12 protein-coding genes and 3 pseudogenes are annotated in these 14,671 nt (G+C 71.7%); 9 read left to right on the plus strand and 6 right to left on the minus strand.

The features are described from left to right. The first annotated feature begins 17 nt into the window (after window positions 1-17). The 3 genes and pseudogenes from ACFV9O_RS05275 to ACFV9O_RS05285 all read left to right on the plus strand — a co-directional run bounded on the left by ACFV9O_RS05275 (window position 18) and on the right by ACFV9O_RS05285 (window position 2,262). Window positions 18-867 (plus strand): annotated as a pseudogene (locus tag ACFV9O_RS05275) (Scr1 family TA system antitoxin-like transcriptional regulator). Next, complete coding sequence (locus tag ACFV9O_RS05280) at window positions 827-1,030, plus strand: DUF397 domain-containing protein (protein ID WP_385412569.1); 204 nt, start codon at window positions 827-829, stop codon at window positions 1,028-1,030. The pseudogene ACFV9O_RS05275 and the gene ACFV9O_RS05280 overlap by 41 nt, the downstream one beginning before the upstream one ends. Window positions 1,031-1,122: 92 nt before the next feature. Next, window positions 1,123-2,262: a permease gene (locus ACFV9O_RS05285; protein ID WP_385412571.1), complete on the plus strand. Its 1,140-nt coding sequence runs from the start codon at window positions 1,123-1,125 to the stop codon at window positions 2,260-2,262. A 74-nt stretch (window positions 2,263-2,336) separates the two neighbouring features. On the opposite strand, the gene ACFV9O_RS05290 is transcribed toward ACFV9O_RS05285, so the two are convergent. Continuing rightward, window positions 2,337-2,768, minus strand: a complete 432-nt coding sequence (locus ACFV9O_RS05290; RefSeq protein ID WP_385412574.1) for a DUF4259 domain-containing protein — start codon at window positions 2,766-2,768, stop codon at window positions 2,337-2,339. A 281-nt stretch (window positions 2,769-3,049) separates the two neighbouring features. Here ACFV9O_RS05290 and ACFV9O_RS05295 point away from each other — a divergent pair, with 281 nt between their 5' ends. Beyond that, window positions 3,050-3,709 carry a GntR family transcriptional regulator gene (locus tag ACFV9O_RS05295; protein WP_385412577.1) on the plus strand — a complete coding sequence of 220 codons (660 nt, stop codon included), beginning with the start codon at window positions 3,050-3,052 and terminating at the stop codon, window positions 3,707-3,709. A 50-nt stretch (window positions 3,710-3,759) separates the two neighbouring features. On the opposite strand, the pseudogene ACFV9O_RS05300 reads toward ACFV9O_RS05295, so the two are convergent. Further along, window positions 3,760-3,915 (minus strand): annotated as a pseudogene (locus ACFV9O_RS05300) (IS5/IS1182 family transposase); the annotation flags it as partial. A 70-nt stretch (window positions 3,916-3,985) separates the two neighbouring features. On the opposite strand from ACFV9O_RS05300, the gene ACFV9O_RS05305 reads away from it, so the two are divergent. From ACFV9O_RS05305 to ACFV9O_RS05315, 3 genes and pseudogenes are all read left to right on the plus strand, one after another. Continuing rightward, the gene (locus ACFV9O_RS05305) at window positions 3,986-6,157 is read left to right on the plus strand and encodes an acyl-CoA dehydrogenase (protein ID WP_385412579.1); all 2,172 of its coding nucleotides are present in this window, start codon (window positions 3,986-3,988) and stop codon (window positions 6,155-6,157) included. Between the two features lie 13 nt (window positions 6,158-6,170). After that, window positions 6,171-7,384 (plus strand): annotated as a pseudogene (locus tag ACFV9O_RS05310) (lipid-transfer protein). A 64-nt stretch (window positions 7,385-7,448) separates the two neighbouring features. Next, on the plus strand, window positions 7,449-8,894 hold the full coding sequence (locus tag ACFV9O_RS05315) for an MFS transporter (protein WP_385412581.1): 1,446 nt from the start codon (window positions 7,449-7,451) through the stop codon (window positions 8,892-8,894). A gap of 36 nt (window positions 8,895-8,930) precedes the next feature. Here the strand turns inward: ACFV9O_RS05315 and ACFV9O_RS05320 are convergent, their stop codons facing one another. Genes ACFV9O_RS05320 through ACFV9O_RS05335 form a run of 4 tightly spaced genes read right to left on the minus strand, consistent with a single transcriptional unit; the run spans window position 8,931 to window position 12,422 of the window. Beyond that, window positions 8,931-9,536, minus strand: coding sequence for a response regulator (locus tag ACFV9O_RS05320; RefSeq protein WP_385412584.1), 606 nt, complete (start codon window positions 9,534-9,536; stop codon window positions 8,931-8,933). Continuing rightward, window positions 9,533-10,804 carry a sensor histidine kinase gene (locus ACFV9O_RS05325; protein ID WP_385412587.1) on the minus strand — a complete coding sequence of 424 codons (1,272 nt, stop codon included), beginning with the start codon at window positions 10,802-10,804 and terminating at the stop codon, window positions 9,533-9,535. The genes ACFV9O_RS05320 and ACFV9O_RS05325 overlap by 4 nt, the downstream gene beginning before the upstream one ends. Further along, window positions 10,801-11,520 carry an ABC transporter permease gene (locus ACFV9O_RS05330; protein WP_385412589.1) on the minus strand — a complete coding sequence of 240 codons (720 nt, stop codon included), beginning with the start codon at window positions 11,518-11,520 and terminating at the stop codon, window positions 10,801-10,803. Before ACFV9O_RS05330 ends, ACFV9O_RS05325 begins: the two co-directional genes overlap by 4 nt. Then, window positions 11,517-12,422, minus strand: a complete 906-nt coding sequence (locus tag ACFV9O_RS05335) for an ATP-binding cassette domain-containing protein (RefSeq protein WP_385412592.1) — start codon at window positions 12,420-12,422, stop codon at window positions 11,517-11,519. Before ACFV9O_RS05335 ends, ACFV9O_RS05330 begins: the two co-directional genes overlap by 4 nt. A 291-nt stretch (window positions 12,423-12,713) precedes the next feature. Between ACFV9O_RS05335 and ACFV9O_RS05340 the strand changes: the two genes are divergently transcribed. Further along, a complete protein-coding gene (locus ACFV9O_RS05340; protein ID WP_385412595.1) occupies window positions 12,714-13,568 on the plus strand; it encodes a MaoC/PaaZ C-terminal domain-containing protein in 855 nt (284 codons plus the stop codon). Between the two features lie 13 nt (window positions 13,569-13,581). Further along, window positions 13,582-14,658 (plus strand): Zn-dependent alcohol dehydrogenase, encoded by a 1,077-nt coding sequence (locus ACFV9O_RS05345; RefSeq protein ID WP_385412598.1) that lies wholly within the window; start codon window positions 13,582-13,584, stop codon window positions 14,656-14,658. Window positions 14,659-14,671 lie beyond the last annotated feature (13 nt).

Below are 14,671 nucleotides of genomic sequence, written 5' to 3' on the forward strand. Positions count from 1 at the left end.
TTGGGGGTGACCGCCTCATGGTCAACATCCGCGACCTCGATCCCAGCGCCTCGCCGCTGGACTACTACGGCTCGGAACTGCGCCGCCTGAGAGAGGACGCCGGGCTGAAGCAAGGGGGAGCTCGGCAGCTGCGTCTTCTGTACCGCCTCGCTGATCGGCCAGATCGAGACGGCGAGGAAGGTCCCGACGCGGGACTTCAGTGAGCGGGTGGACGCGGCGCTGGGGACGGGCGGGGTGTTCTCGCAGCTGGTGGGGCTGGTGCTGCGGAGCCAGTTGCCGCCGTGGTTCCAGCAGTACGCGGAGATGGAGGCAAGGGCGACCTACATCTCCACGTTCCAGGCACAGTTGGTGTACGGGTTGTTGCAGACCCCGGAGTATGCGCGAGCAGTGCTTCAGGCGGGGTGGGCGGACAAGCTTGATGAGGCGGTGGCTGCCCGGATGGAGCGCCAGCGCATCCTGAGCCGGGAGTGCCCGCCGCTGGTCTGGGTGGTGCTGGACGAGGCGGTGCTGCACCGGTCGTTTGGCGGCCCGGACATCATGAGGAACCAACTCCACCACTTGTTGGGTTTCCGGAACCGGCGTGAGGTCCGTATCCAGGTGCTGCCGTTCGCGGCAGGGCAACACCCCGCGAACGTCGGCTCGTTCACCGTTCTGAGGTTCGAGGGAGACCCGGATATCGTCTACGCCGAGAGTTATGGCTCGGCTAACGTGACCGCCAACCCGGAGACGGTCAGGGACTGTGCGCATCGTTACGATCACTTGCAGGCCGCGGCCCTCTCTGTGGAGGAGTCGGCGGCACTGATCGCCCGCGTACGGGAGGAACGTTATGGGGACCAGCCAGGACCTGACGGGCGCACTGTGGCGTAAGTCGTCGTACAGCGGCGGCACTGGCGGTGAGTGCGTCGAGGTCGCTCCCCAGCCCCGCCTCGTCGCCGTCCGCGACTCCAAGAACCCCGAGGGCCCCGCCTTCGCCGTCGCGCCCTCCGCCTTCGCCGCGTTCGTCACGGCCGCCGCGGAGGGAACCGTCTGACGTACGCCACGGCCGCCATGGGGGTGGACGCGCGCCCCTGGTCGTCGTGTCATGGGGCGGGACGGTAACCCCGTACGGGGAAGCTCGGCGGCATGGATGCCGTACTGCACGCCCTGGCCCTCGCCGGGTCCATGGCCTGGGAGATCACCTGGGCCCTGATCCTGGGCTTCACGCTGTCCGCCGTCGTGCAGGCGGTGGTCCGCAAGTCCACCGTCGTGTCGCTCCTCGGCGATGACAGCCCCCGCAGCCTGACCGCCGCGGCCGGGCTCGGCATCGCCTCCTCGTCGTGCTCGTACGCGGCCGTGGCCCTCGCGCGCTCCCTGTTCCGTAAAGGCGCGAACTTCACCGCGGCGATGGCGTTCGAGATCGCCTCGACCAATCTTGTCGTCGAGCTGGGCGTGATCCTGGCGCTGCTGATGGGATGGCAGTTCACCGCGGCCGAATTCGCCGGCGGCCCGATCATGATCGTCGTGCTGGCGGTGCTGTTCCGGCTGTTCCTGCGTGAGTGGCTGCTGCGCGAGGCGCGTGAGCAGGCCGAGCGCGGGCTGGCGGGCTCCATGGAGGGCCATGCGGCGATGGACATGTCCATCCCCAGCGAGGGCTCGTTCTGGAGCCGTCTCCTCTCCGGTGCGGGCTTCACCGCCACGGCGCACGTCTTCGTCATGGAGTGGGCGGCGATCCTGCGCGATCTCGTCCTCGGCCTGCTGATCGCCGGGGCGGTCGCCGCCTGGGTGCCGGACTCGTTCTGGAGCGCGTTCTTCTTCGAGGGGCATCCGCTGGCCGCGAAGCTCTGGGGGCCCCTGATCGGGCCGCTCGTCGCGATCGCCTCGTTCGTCTGCTCGGTCGGCAACGTGCCGCTCGCCGTGGTGCTGTGGCAGGGCGGGATCAGCTTCGGCGGGGTGATCGCCTTCATCTTCGCCGACCTGCTGATCGTGCCGATCCTGAACATCTACCGGAAGTACTACGGGGCGCGGATGGCCGCGTTCATCCTCGTCACGTTCTACGTCGCCATCGTCGCCGCCGCCTACGCCGTGGAGTTCGTCTTCGGTGCCCTCGGGATCGTCCCGGACCGGTCGGACGCGAAGGTCCCCGACGAGGGCGTGTCATGGGACTACACGACCTGGCTCAACATCGTCTTCCTGCTGCTCGCGGCGGTGTTCGTCGTGCGCTTCCTGCGCACCGGCGGCCCGGGGATGCTCCGTGCCATGGGCGGTGCCCCCAGTACCCCGTGACCGTGTGCCGGGACCGGGCCGGACTCGTAGACGGGGGAACACGGCGCGCGGTGACCGGTGGGCTCGGGGCGGTGTCAGACCAGACTCAGCTGCTCTCCGGGCGCCGGCGGCAGCAGAACGGCCACCAGACGCGCGACGCCGGCCCGCCAGGGGCCGTGCCGGTCGCCTTCCCCCCAGAGCTCCATGAGCCCGGACGGTTTCGTGACGACCCGGTCGAGGGCCTGGACGGCGAGCGCGCGCAGGTCGGTCGGCAGCTCCGGGATGGGCAGGTCCGGGCCGTAGGGGGTCGTCACGGGCTCCCCTCCGGCGCACTGTGCGGCGACCAGGGCGGCTGCGGCGATCGCCTCCTGGGAGATGTCCTCATCGAGGTAGCCATGGGTGTCCGCCGTGCGGAGCAGCACATCGCGGATGATCGCTGCCCGCTCGGTCTCTGCCGCCCCGTCGAGCGTGATCGAAAAGTCGGCGGCGGTGTCGTTGTCGAAGGGTCCGACGTCCCAGGTGCCCATGCTCACTCCTGATCGCTGTGCTGTGCGCTGCCCGGGCATCGTGGCAGCAGCCACTGACAGCGTGCCGTTCCGGCTACGGCAGCCGGCGATCGCCGGGGCCGCGCGGGCGCCGGTGAGAAGTGGAAGCTGCTGGGGCGACGGTCGAGCCCTCTCACCGCCAGGGGGGTCGTGCCTGACGGGCGTACGACCCTGGACCACGATCCGTTCTCACGTTCATACTCTCTCCCACGCCAAGTGAGGTCCATGGATCAACGAAATAAGAGAGGTCAGTGGAGGCCGAGATGCTGTTCAACGGTCTGCCGCAAGGATCAATGCCCAAGGTGGAGCGCCCGGTACCGCTGCGCGAGCGTGTGTACGAGGCTCTGCTGGAGCTGATCAGTTCACGATCGCTGCAACCTGGCCAGCACCTGGTGGAGAGCGAGCTCGCGGGCCACCTCGGGGTCTCCCGGCAGCCCGTACGCGAGGCGCTGCAGCGGCTGAACACCGAAGGGTGGGTGGACCTTCGCCCCGCCCAGGGTGCCTTCGTCCGCGAGCCGACCGGGGACGAGACCGACCAGCTCTTCGTCGTCCGCGCTCTGCTGGAGACCGAGGCGGCGCGCCTGGCCGCGGTCGGCTCCTCGGCCGAGGGACTCGAGCGGTTGGACGAGCTGTGCGCGAGGGGCGAGGCTGCGGTCGCCGCCGACGATGTGGACGCGGTGGTGATCGCGAACGCCTCGTTCCACGCTTGTGTCATGGAACTGGCCGGGAACGCAGTGCTCGCGGAGCTGGCCGCCCATGTCGAGCACAAGGTCCGCCGGTACTACACACCCATCGTCCGCCAGGCTTGGGTGGAGCACCGCGAGCTGATCGCGGCCATCGCTGCCCGCGATGACGCAGGCGCCCAGCAGGTCATGCGCGCCCACACCGAGCACGCCAGGACGCGCTTCCCCCCGAGGCCATAGTTGACGTATCCACGCTGACGGCAAACGAGTCAGAGAGTCCGGCTCCGTGTGTGACTGCGTTCTATCACCCAACTCTTGCCGGCCTGGATGGGAGCGGGCAGGCCTTTGCGGGTGATCTCGCCGGTGAATCCGAGCACCGTCAGTGCGGTGCGGGTCGTATCGCTGTCGTAGCCCAAGTCCAAGTTGACGTTGACCTGCTCGGGCAGCGTCCGCAGGGCCGTATTCCCCATGTATCTGACCTTCCGTCAGATTGAAACGTGTTCTAGTCTGCCGCGCATGGGGAGCGGACGTACCGGAAGCATCGGCATCACCCAGGAGCAGCGGGAGTTGGCGGACTCCGTACGCCACTGGCTCGCGCGGGCCGTGCCGCCCGAAGCCGTACGGAAGCTGCTCGACGCGCCCGGCGGCGGAACCGGGAGCCGGCCCGGGTACTGGGACGGGGCGGCCGAGCAGGGGCTGCTCGGGCTGCATCTGCCCGAGGAGTACGGCGGCGGGGGCGGCACGCTCCTCGACCTCGCCGTCGTCCTGGAGGAGACCGGGCGGGCCGCGCTGCCGGGGCCGTACCTGCCCAGCGTGCTCGCCTCGGCCGTGCTCGCCCGTGCCGGGCGCGGCGATCTGGCGCGGGCGCTCGCGGACGGGCGGCGTATCGGGGCCGTCGCCCCAGGGCCTGGGACGCTCACCGTCGCCCCGGCCGGCGACGACCACCGCCTCGACGGGACCGCGCCGCCCGTGCTCGGCGCCGGGCACGCCGACTTGCTCGTCCTCGCGACTTCCGGCGGCTGGTTCGCCGTGGACGCCGCGGACCTCGCGATACGCGCACACGAGAGCGCTGACCCGACCCGGCCCACCGCCGAGGTCACCGCGCACGGCGTGACCGTGTCAGGGGACCGCGCCCTCGACACCGACCCCGGACTCGTACGGGACCTCGCCGCCGTGCTGTTCGCCGCCGAAGCCTGCGGGACCGCCGCGTGGGCGCTGCACACGGCCACCGAGTACGCCAAGGCGCGCGAGCAGTTCGGGCGGCCCATCGGGCAGTTCCAGGCGGTCAAGCACCTGTGCGCGGACATGCTCGTGCGCGTCGAACAGGCGCGGGCCCTGACCTGGGACGCGGCACGGGCGGCCGATGACGACCCGCAGGTCCGGGGCCTCACCGCCGCGCTCGCCGCGGCCACCGCCCTCGACGCCGCGTACACCTGCGCCAAGGACTGCATCCAGATCCTCGGCGGCATCGGCTTCACCTGGGAGCACGACGCCCACCTCCACCTCCGCCGGGCCGTCGTCGCCCGCCAGCTCCTCGGCCCCGGGGACACACACCGGCTCGGAGCCGTACGCCTCGCGGCGGCCGGCGCCCGCCGCGAGCTGCGGCTCGAACTGCCGGACGAGGCCGAGCCGTACCGCCGCGCCGCCCGCGAGGCCATCGCCCCCGCCCGCGGCCTCGACCCCGGCGCCGCCCGCCGTGCCCTCGCCCCCACCGGCTACGCGGCCCCGCACCTCCCGCCCCCGTACGGCCTCGGTGCCGGGCCGCTCCAGCAGCTCGCCGTCCAGCAGGAGCTGCGGGCCGCCGGCGTGAAGATCGCCGACCTGGGCATCGCGACCTGGGTGGTGCCCTCCCTCGTCGCGTACGGCACCAGGGAGCAGCAGGACCGTTTCCTCGGCCCCACCCTGCGCGGCGACGTGCTCTGGTGCCAGCTCTTCTCCGAGCCCGGCGCCGGGTCCGACCTCGCCTCGCTCCGCACGAAGGCGGAACGCACCGCGGAAGGCTGGCGGATCACCGGGCAGAAGGTGTGGACGAGCGCCGCCCAGTGGTCCGACTTCGGCATCCTCCTCGCCCGTACCGACCCCGCGGCCCCGAAGCACAAGGGCCTCACCTACTTCATCGTCGACATGAAGGCCGCGGACGGCATCGACATCCGCCCGCTGAAGGAGATCACCGGCGAGTCCCTCTTCAGCGAGGTGTACTTCGACGGCGCGCTGCTTCCCGCGGACGCCGTCGTCGGCGAGGTGAACGACGGCTGGAGGGTGGCCCGCAACACCCTCGGCAACGAACGCGTCCACATGGCTGACCAGTTGACCTTCGACACGGGCCTGGAGGAACTGATCGCCCGGGCTCCCGGCCTCGACGACACGTACCTGGCCCGTATCGGCGCGCTCGCCGCCGAGACCCACGCCCTCGCCTGCATCGGACTGCGCACGACCCTGCAGCAGGTCGACGGCATGGAACCGGGCCCCGGCGCCTCCGTACGCAAGCTCGTCCAGACCCCGCACCAGCAGAAGGTCGCCGAACTCGCCCTCGAACTCCTCGGCCCGGCGGGCGCCGTCCGCGAGGTCGCGGGCGAACGGGCCGTGCACGGACTGCTGATGTCCCGCTGTCTGACGATCGCGGGCGGCACCACCCAGGTCCAGCTCAACGTCGTCGCCGAGCGCATCCTCGGCCTGCCACGAGACTGAAGGAGTACGTCCGGTGAAGACCTACATCGTCGGCGTCGGCATGACGAAGTTCGAGAAGCCCGAGTCGAAGGACTGGCAGTACTGGGACATGGCCAAGGAGGCGGGCACCGCCGCCCTCGCCGACGCGGGCATCCCGTACGAGCGCGTCCAGCAGGTCCCCGTCGGCCACTGCTTCCAGGCCTCGACCGCCGGCCAGCGCGCCGCCTACGAACTCGGCCTCACCGGAGTCCCCGTCTACAACGTCAACAACAACTGCGCGACCGGCTCGACGGCCCTGATGATGGCCCGGCAGTTCGTCGCCGGCGGAATCTCGGACTGCGCGCTGGCGCTGGGCTTCGAGAAGATGAAGAAGGGCGCGCTCGGAGGCGGAGCCGACGGGGGCGCCCGTGGCGGAGCCGCTGAGGATTGGAGCAAGACCTCGCCCGTGGCCCGGCATTACGGGATCATGGCCGCCGCCCACGGCTTCGAGATGACCCCGCCCACCGCCCAGATCTTCGGCAACGCGGCGCGCGAACACATGGAGCGCCACGGCACCACCGCACGCCAGCTCGCGCCGTCGCCGCCAAGAACCACCGGCACTCGGCGAACAACCCGAACGCCCAGTTCCAGGACGTCTACGAGATCGACGAGATCCTCGCCGCCAAACCCATTCACCAGCCGCTCACCAGGCTCCAGTGCTCGCCGACCTCCGACGGGGCCGCGGCGGCCGTCGTCGTCTCCCAGCGGTTCGTCGTCGCACACGGACTGCACGACAAGGCCGTCGAGATCGCCGGACAGGCCATGACCACCGACACCGCCGACTCCTTCGCCTCCGGCTCCTGCATCGACGTCGTCGGCAAGCCGATGTCGCGGGCTGCGGCCCGGCAGGCGTACGAGGCGTCCGGTCTCGGCATCGAGGACATCGACGTCGTCGAGCTGCACGACTGCTTCTCGGTCAACGAACTGCTCACGTACGAGGCGCTCGGTATGTGCGCGGACGGCGAGTCGGGGAAGCTCGTCGAGTCCGGGGCGACGACGTACGGCGGCCGGTGGGTGGTCAATCCGTCCGGCGGGCTGATCTCCAAGGGGCATCCGCTGGGCGCGACCGGCCTGGCCCAGGCCGCCGAGCTGACCTGGCAGCTGCGCGGCGAGGCGGGGGACCGGCAGGTTCCCGGCGCCCGGGCGGGTCTCGCGCACAACATCGGGCTCGGCGGGGCGGCGGTCGTCACCGTACTGCGCAAGTCCTAGGACCCCGGGTCCCGCGGTCCGTACATCGAAATCCGGATGTACGGACCGACAGGCGCCTGGGACGATGACGGTCATGACTTACGCCCCCTCCGGCACAGCGGACACCCGGACACCGGCCCAGGGCCGCACCGCCCAGCGCATGTGGGCCGTCGTACTGGCCGCCTGCGCAGGGCAGTTCCTCGTCGTCCTCGACGTGTCGGTGGTCAACACCGCGTTGCCGTCGATGCGGGCCGACCTGGGGCTGAGCGCCGTCGGACTGCAGTGGGTCGTCAACGCGTACTCGATCGCCTTCGCCGGGTTCATGCTGCTCGGCGGACGGGCCGGAGACCTCTTCGGGCGCAAGCGGATGTTCCTGGTGGGGCTCGGGCTCTTCACCGCCGCGTCCCTCGCGGGCGGGCTCGCCCAGGAGGGCTGGCACCTGCTCGCCGCGCGGGCCGGGCAGGGTCTGGGCGCCGCGGTGCTCGCCCCGTCGACGCTGGCGCTGCTCACCTCCGCCGTGCCGGAGGGGCCGGCGCGTGCGCGTGCGATAGCCACCTGGACCGCGGTCGGCGCGGGCGGCGGCGCGGCGGGCGGGCTCGTCGGCGGGGTGCTGACCGACGCCTTCTCCTGGCGCTGGACACTGCTGATCAATGTGCCCGTCGGCGCGCTCGTCATCGCCCTGGGGGCCTGGTGGCTCTCGGAGAGCCGGGCGGGGGAGCGGCGGCGGCTCGACCTGCCGGGCGCGGTACTCGTGACGGCGGGCCTCGCGACCCTCGCGTACGGCATCGTGCAGACCGAGCAGGAGGGCTGGACCGCTCCCGCGACGCTCGTCCCCCTGGGCGCCGGGCTCGCGCTGCTGGCGGTCTTCGTCGCCGTCGAAGCACGGGCGAACACGCCCCTGATGCCGCTGAAACTCTTCCGGATGCGGACGGTGTCGGCGGCGAACGCGGCGATGTTCAGCTGTGGCGCCGCCATGTTCTGCATGTGGTTCTTCATGACGCTCTACGCCCAGAACGTCCTCGGCTACAGTCCGCTGGCCGCCGGGCTCGCGCTGATGCCCAGCTCGCTCGCCGTGATCCTCGGCTCCAAGCTCGCCCCGCGGCTGATGCCCGTCCTCGGCGCCCGCAATGTCGCCGTGCTCGGCGTGCTGGTGTCCGCGGCCGGCTTCGGCTGGCAGTCCACGATGTCCGCGGACGGCTCCTACGTGACCGCGATCATGCTGCCCGGCATCGTGATGATGGCGGGCGCCGGCTTCGCGGGGACGCCGCTGGCCGCCCTCGCCACGTCCGGGGCCGCGCCGGGCGACGCGGGCCTCGTCTCCGGGCTGGTCAACACCTCCCGCGTGATGGGCGGCGCGCTCGGGCTTGCCGTCCTGTCGACGGTCGCGGCGGCGAGGACTGGCGGGGCGACGGATCCCTCGGCCCTGACCGCCGGTTACGCGCTGGCGTTCAGGACCGGGACGGGCATCTTGGTGGGCGGGGTGCTGCTGATGCTGGTGTGGCTGCCGGGGGACCGCGGCGTGCGGGCGTGACGCCTTCAGCGGAGGGGTGTGAGCGGCGCGGGCCCCTCAGAGCCAGCCCTGGCGGCGGGCCGCACGCACCGCCTCCATGCGGTTGCGCGTCCCGGTTTTGCCGATCGCCGCCGACAGATAGTTCCGTACCGTCGACTCCGAGAGGTGCACCCTTGCGGCGATGTCCGCGACCGTCGCCCCGTCCACCGCCGCGTTCAGCACGTCCCGCTCACGCGGCGTCAGCGGACTCGGTCCCGCGCTCAGCGCTGCTGCCGCGAGCGCCGGGTCGATGACCCGCTCGCCGCGCAGCACCGCCCGGATCGCCTTCGCCAGTTCCTCCACGGGCCCGTCCTTGACGAGGAAACCCGCCGCCCCGGCCTCCATCGCCCGGCGCAGATACCCCGGCCGGCCGAACGTCGTCAGGATGAGCACCCGGCAGTCCGGCACCTCGTCCCGCAGCCCCGCGGCGGCGTCCAGGCCGCTGAGTCCGGGCAGTTCGATGTCCAGGAGCGCCACATCGGGCCGTGCCGTCAGCGCGCCGGCGACGATCTCGTCACCGCGCCCCACCTGGGCGACGACCTCGATGTCCTCCTCCATGCCGAGCAGCAGGGCGAGGGCGCCGCGCATCATGCCCTGGTCCTCGGCGAGAAGGACTCTGATCATTCTGCTCGCTCCCACTCTCTCGGGGCCGGGCTCTCCACCGGGAGTTCCGCGGTCACCCGGAACCCGCCGCGTGCCGCCGGGCCCGACTCCAGAGTGCCGCCTGCCGCGGCGACACGCTCGGCAAGGCCCTTGAGCCCACTGCCTGGCCCACTCCCCGGTGCGCCGGCGCCGCCGCCGCGCCCGTCGTCCGTGACCACCAGCCGGACCCGCTCGGGCGCGCCGCTCACCTCGATCTCGCAGCGCGAGGCACCGGAGTGGCGTACAACGTTGGTGACGGACTCGCGCACCACCCAGCTCAGCAGCGCCTCGGTGTGCGACTCCAGGGGCGGCCCCGACCGGCGCACGACCGGTTCGACGCCCGCGGTCGACAGGGCGTCGCGGGCCCGGTCGAGCTCGGTGGCCAGGCTGCCCTCCCGGTAGCCGGTGACCGCCTCGCGTATCTCGGTGAGGGCCTGGCGGCCGACCGCCTCGATGTCGGCGACCTGGGCGAGTGCCGCGTCCAGGTCGCGGGGCGCGAGGCGGCGCGCGGCCTCGGACTTGACGACCACCACCGAGAGGGTGTGTCCGAGCAGGTCGTGCAGGTCGCGGGAGAAGCGGAGCCGTTCCTGCTCGACGGCGGCCCGGGCCAGCTCCTCACGCGTGGCGCGCAGTTCCTTGACCGTCTCGGAGAGCGCGAGGATCGCCGCGGTGATCATCCCGGAGATGAAGGTGCCGTACGCGATGGATATCCCGCTCCAGCCCTCGTGGAAGGTGCCGACGGCGCCGGCGGCCACCGCCAGGGGCAGCACCACGAAGCTGAGGGCCCGCCCCCGCAGGACCGCCCCGCAGGCGAGGCTGAGCAGCGTGAAGAACATCAGCCACCCGCCGCCGTACCCGATCGCGAGCCCGAAGGTGATCAGGCCCATCACGACCAGCGCGGCCCAGGTGGCGGCGGTCTCCCGTTTGCGCCGGTCGAAGGCCCGGAACACCACGGCGATGTAGAGGGAGTTGAAGACGAGCAGGCCGAGGCCGCCGATCCAAGGGTTCGGGGTCTTGCCCTGGAGGAGGTTGGAGACCGCGCCCATGCCCATCAGCAGCCAGGGCAGCAGCGCGAAGCCGCTCGGCGGGCCGATCTCCTCGGGAGCCCGTCCCCTCCGCCTCGCGGTCTTCTCGAAAGACCTCCGCACCTTCCGGTCGGCCTTCGCCTTCTTCGCCCGCCAGTCGGCCTTCCACGCCCCCATCCGCGTGGTGTACTGCCTGCTCACCCAGCCCATCGCCGCCCCCGTCATGACGTCCTCGCCGACCGACGGTACGAGATCACCGCGTACGCACCGAACAGCAGGGCCCAGACCGTGAGTACGGCCACGGCGGTGAGCCCCCGCGCGCTGCCGTCGGTCAGGGCCCGGCCCAGCTCGGCGAAGCGGTTGGCCGGGGTGTACGCGGACAGGCTGCGCAGCCAGGTGGGGAACAGCTCGACCGGGAACCAGAGTCCGCCGACGAGCGCGAGCCCGAGGTTGCAGGCCACGTTGACGACGCCCGTGGTCTGGGCGGAGAGCCGGTAGCCGTTGCCGATGCCGAGCAGCGTGAAGGGGAGCGCGCCCAGCCAGAGCAGAACGGCGACCGCCGCCCACTGCCAGGCGTCCAGGCGTACGCCGTTGACCAGGCCGCCCGCCGCGAGCACCGCCGCGATGGACGGCAGGACGATCACCGAGCCGGTGAGGGCCCGCCCGGTGACCACCTGGCGCGGGCTCATCGGCGTGATCCGCAACTGCCGCAGCCAGCCGATCGACTTGTCCTCGGCGACGCCGGTCCCGGTGGACAGGGCGGCGCCCAGCGCGCCGTACGCCGCCATGCCGACCATCGAGGTGGTCCGCCACTCCTGGTCGTCGGTGCCGAGATTGGTGAACAGCAGATACATCAGCACCGGCATGCCGATGCCGAAGACCACGAAGACGGTGTCGCGCAGGGTGCGGCGGACCTCCAGTTTCACGTAGGCGGTGATCATCGGACGGTCTCCAGGTCTCCGGAAGCGGCGGTCAGGGCGAGGAAGGCGTCGTCGAGCGAGACGGGGGCGACCTCGAGGCCGCGTACGGCACCCAGCCCGACGAGTGCGACGACCGTGGCGTCCGAGTCGTCCGTACGCAGCCGGGCCCGGCCGTCGCGCACCTCGACCGAAACGACGCCCGGCAGCAGGTGCAGCCCCTCCGTGGAGCGGCCGGCGAGGTGAAAGGAGACGAGGTTGCCGCCGGCCGAGCGCCTGAGTTCCTCGCCCGTGCCGTCGGCGACGATCCGGCCGTGGTCGATGACGACGATCCGGTCGGCGTGGGCGTCGGCCTCCTCCAGGTAGTGCGTGGAGAACAGCACGGTGTTGCCGCGGCGGGCGTAGGCGCGCATGGAGGCCCAGAAGGCGTGGCGCGCCTCGACATCGAGCGCGGCGGTCGGCTCGTCGAGGACGATCAGCTCGGGCGCCCCGGCGAGCGCCACGGCGAAGCGGACGCGCTGCGCCTGGCCGCCGGAGAGCCTGTCGATACGGCGGTCGGCGAGTTCGGTGAGCCCGGCCAGTTCCAGTGCCTCGGGGACGGGCAGCGGAGCCGGATACGTGCGGGCGACGAAGCCGACCAGCTCGCGGACGGTGACCCGGGGAACCTGGCGGCCCTCCTGGAGCATCGCGCCGACCCGGCCGGCGCGGACTGCGGCGGACGGGGCCTCGCTGAAGAGGCTGACCTGTCCCGTGTCGGGCTCGTCCAGGCCGAGGAGCAGGCCGATCGTGGTGGACTTGCCCGCGCCGTTGCGGCCGAGGAGGGCGACGGTCTCGCCGCGCCGGATGGCGAGGTCGATGCCGGCCACGGCCCGTACGGGGCCGAAGGACTTGGCCGCCCCGGCGAAGTGGACTGCTGTCTGCGTCATGGCCACGACGCTACGGAGCGGACCCCGGGTCCCGGCAGATGCGCGTATACGGATCCGGCGGTGACAAATGTCCTGGGTGAGCGGGCCGACACAGTGATCTGACGCAGCGTCAGGAGTCTTCACAAGTCATGGGGGGTGCGTTATACATAGGGTCCAACCGGCCTAGAACGCGTTCTAGAACGACCGATGGACGCGGGGGCGGCCGGTCCCGTACGGCCTCGGTGCGGCCGACGGTGCGGACGGCCGCGCCGAGGTCTTCCACTCCTCAACCGTCGTAGGAGCAGCATCCACATGCCCATCGATGCCGCCAAGGCGATCGCCGCGGAACCGCGCAGCGCCGACATCACCTGGGACCACAAGGACATCCAGCTCTACCACCTCGGCATCGGCGCAGGCATCCCCGCGACCGACCCCGACGAGCTTCGCTACACCCTGGAGTCCCGGCTGCACGTCCTGCCCAGCTTCGCCACCGTCGCGGGCGCGGGCATGGGCGTCGTCGGCGGCCTCTCCGCCCCTGGTATCGACGTCGACCTCGCCGCCGTGCTGCACGGAGGGCAGACGATCACGCTCCACCGCCCGATTCCACTCAAGGGGCGGGCCACCAGCACGTCGCGCGTCGCCGCCGTCTACGACAAGGGCAAGGCCGCCATCCTCGTCCTGCGCTCCGAGGCCGCCGACGAGGACGGGCCGCTGTGGACGAGCGACGCCCAGATCTTCGTACGCGGCGAGGGCGGCTTCGGTGGCGAGCGCGGGCCGTCGGGGCGCGTGGAACAGCCGGGACGCGAGCCGGACACGATCGTCGAGCGGGCCGTCCGCGAGGACCAGGCGCTCCTCTACCGGCTCTCCGGCGACTGGAACCCGCTGCACGCCGACCCGGAGTTCGCCAAGCTCGCGGGCTTCGACAGGCCGATCCTGCACGGCCTGTGCACGTACGGCATGACGCTCAAGGCCGTCGTCGACACGCTCCTCGACGGGAACGTCACGCGCGTCCGCTCGTACAGCACACGCTTCGCGGGGGTGGTCTTCCCGGGGGAGACCCTGCGCATCCGTATGTGGACCGGGGACGGCCGCATCCAGGTGTCGGTGACGGCCGTCGAGAGGGACGACGCCCCGGTGCTCGCCGACACCATCGTCGAACATTCGTGATTGGAGCCGCACCATGCGCGCAGCCGTACTGCACGAGATCGGCCAGGACAAGCTCGACGTCCTCGACGACGTCGAGGCGGTGGGCTTCGGCCCCGGCAAGGTGAAGATCCGGGTCAGGGCCACCGGGCTGTGCCACTCGGACGTCTCCGCGATGAGCGGGATCCTGCCGCAGCCCGCACCCTTCATCCCGGGCCACGAGGGCGCGGGCGAGATCATCGACGTCGGTGACGGCGTGACGAGCGTCAAGCAGGGCGACCGGGTGCTGATGTGCTGGCTGCCCGCCTGCGGGACCTGCCCGGCCTGCAAGCGCGGCCAGTCCCAGCTCTGTCTGGCCGGGTTCATGAACGCCGGCACCCCCAACTTCAAGCGCCCCGGCGGCGATGTGTTCGGCTTCGCCGGCACCGGGACGTTCACGGAGGAGGTCGTCGTCGACGCGGGCTGCGCCGTGCCGATACCGGACGACGTGCCGTACGAGATCGCCGCGCTCATCGGCTGCGGTGTCACGACCGGGCTCGGCGCGGCCATCAACACCGCCCGGGTGGAGGCCGGTTCGTCGGTCGCCGTCATCGGCTGCGGCGGCGTCGGCATCTCCGCGATCCAGGGCGCCCGGGTGCAGGGCGCGGCCCAGATCGTCGCCGTCGACCCGGTGGCCTCACGGCGCGAGGCGGCGCTGCGCTTCGGCGCCACCGAGGCGGTCTCGCCCGACGAACTCGCCGACGCCAAGCAGCGCGTCACCGCCGGCGAGGGCTTCGACTACGTCTTCGAGGTCGTCGGCAAGTCGGCGACGGCCAGGACGGCGTACGACATGACGCGGCGCGGCGGCACGCTGTGCATCGTCGGTGCGGGCGCGATGGACGACTTCCTGCAGCTCAACATGTTCGAGCTGTTCTTCGACGAGAAGCGGATCCTGCCGTCGATGTACGGCGGCGGGGACGTGCTCCGCTCGTACGAACGGGCCATCGCGCTGTGGCGCGCGGGCCGGATCGACCTGGAGTCGCTCATCACGCACCGGGTGCAGCTGGCGGAGATCAACGAGGCGCTGACCCAGATGCGTACGGGCGAGGCACTGCGTACCTGCATCGAGATCTGAGGGGGACCCGCTC

The organism is Streptomyces sp. NPDC059909 (assembly GCF_042730885.1).
Lineage (GTDB): Bacteria > Actinomycetota > Actinomycetes > Streptomycetales > Streptomycetaceae > Streptomyces.

Bases quoted from the DNA above. Each gene is read 5' to 3' on its own strand.
- ACFV9O_RS05290 (WP_385412574.1), bottom strand. From the start codon at position 2,768: ATGGGCACCTGGGACGTCGGACCCTTCGACAACGACACCGCCGCCGAC.
- ACFV9O_RS05285 (WP_385412571.1), top strand. From the start codon at position 1,123: ATGGATGCCGTACTGCACGCCCTGGCCCTCGCCGGGTCCATGGCCTGG.
- ACFV9O_RS05340 (WP_385412595.1), top strand. From the start codon at position 12,714: ATGCCCATCGATGCCGCCAAGGCGATCGCCGCGGAACCGCGCAGCGCC.
- ACFV9O_RS05345 (WP_385412598.1), top strand. From the start codon at position 13,582: ATGCGCGCAGCCGTACTGCACGAGATCGGCCAGGACAAGCTCGACGTC.
- ACFV9O_RS05320 (WP_385412584.1), bottom strand. From the start codon at position 9,536: ATGATCAGAGTCCTTCTCGCCGAGGACCAGGGCATGATGCGCGGCGCC.
- ACFV9O_RS05335 (WP_385412592.1), bottom strand. From the start codon at position 12,422: ATGACGCAGACAGCAGTCCACTTCGCCGGGGCGGCCAAGTCCTTCGGC.
- ACFV9O_RS05280 (WP_385412569.1), top strand. From the start codon at position 827: ATGGGGACCAGCCAGGACCTGACGGGCGCACTGTGGCGTAAGTCGTCG.
- ACFV9O_RS05315 (WP_385412581.1), top strand. From the start codon at position 7,449: ATGACGGTCATGACTTACGCCCCCTCCGGCACAGCGGACACCCGGACA.
- ACFV9O_RS05330 (WP_385412589.1), bottom strand. From the start codon at position 11,520: ATGATCACCGCCTACGTGAAACTGGAGGTCCGCCGCACCCTGCGCGAC.
- ACFV9O_RS05325 (WP_385412587.1), bottom strand. From the start codon at position 10,804: ATGACGGGGGCGGCGATGGGCTGGGTGAGCAGGCAGTACACCACGCGG.
- ACFV9O_RS05295 (WP_385412577.1), top strand. From the start codon at position 3,050: ATGCTGTTCAACGGTCTGCCGCAAGGATCAATGCCCAAGGTGGAGCGC.
- ACFV9O_RS05305 (WP_385412579.1), top strand. From the start codon at position 3,986: ATGGGGAGCGGACGTACCGGAAGCATCGGCATCACCCAGGAGCAGCGG.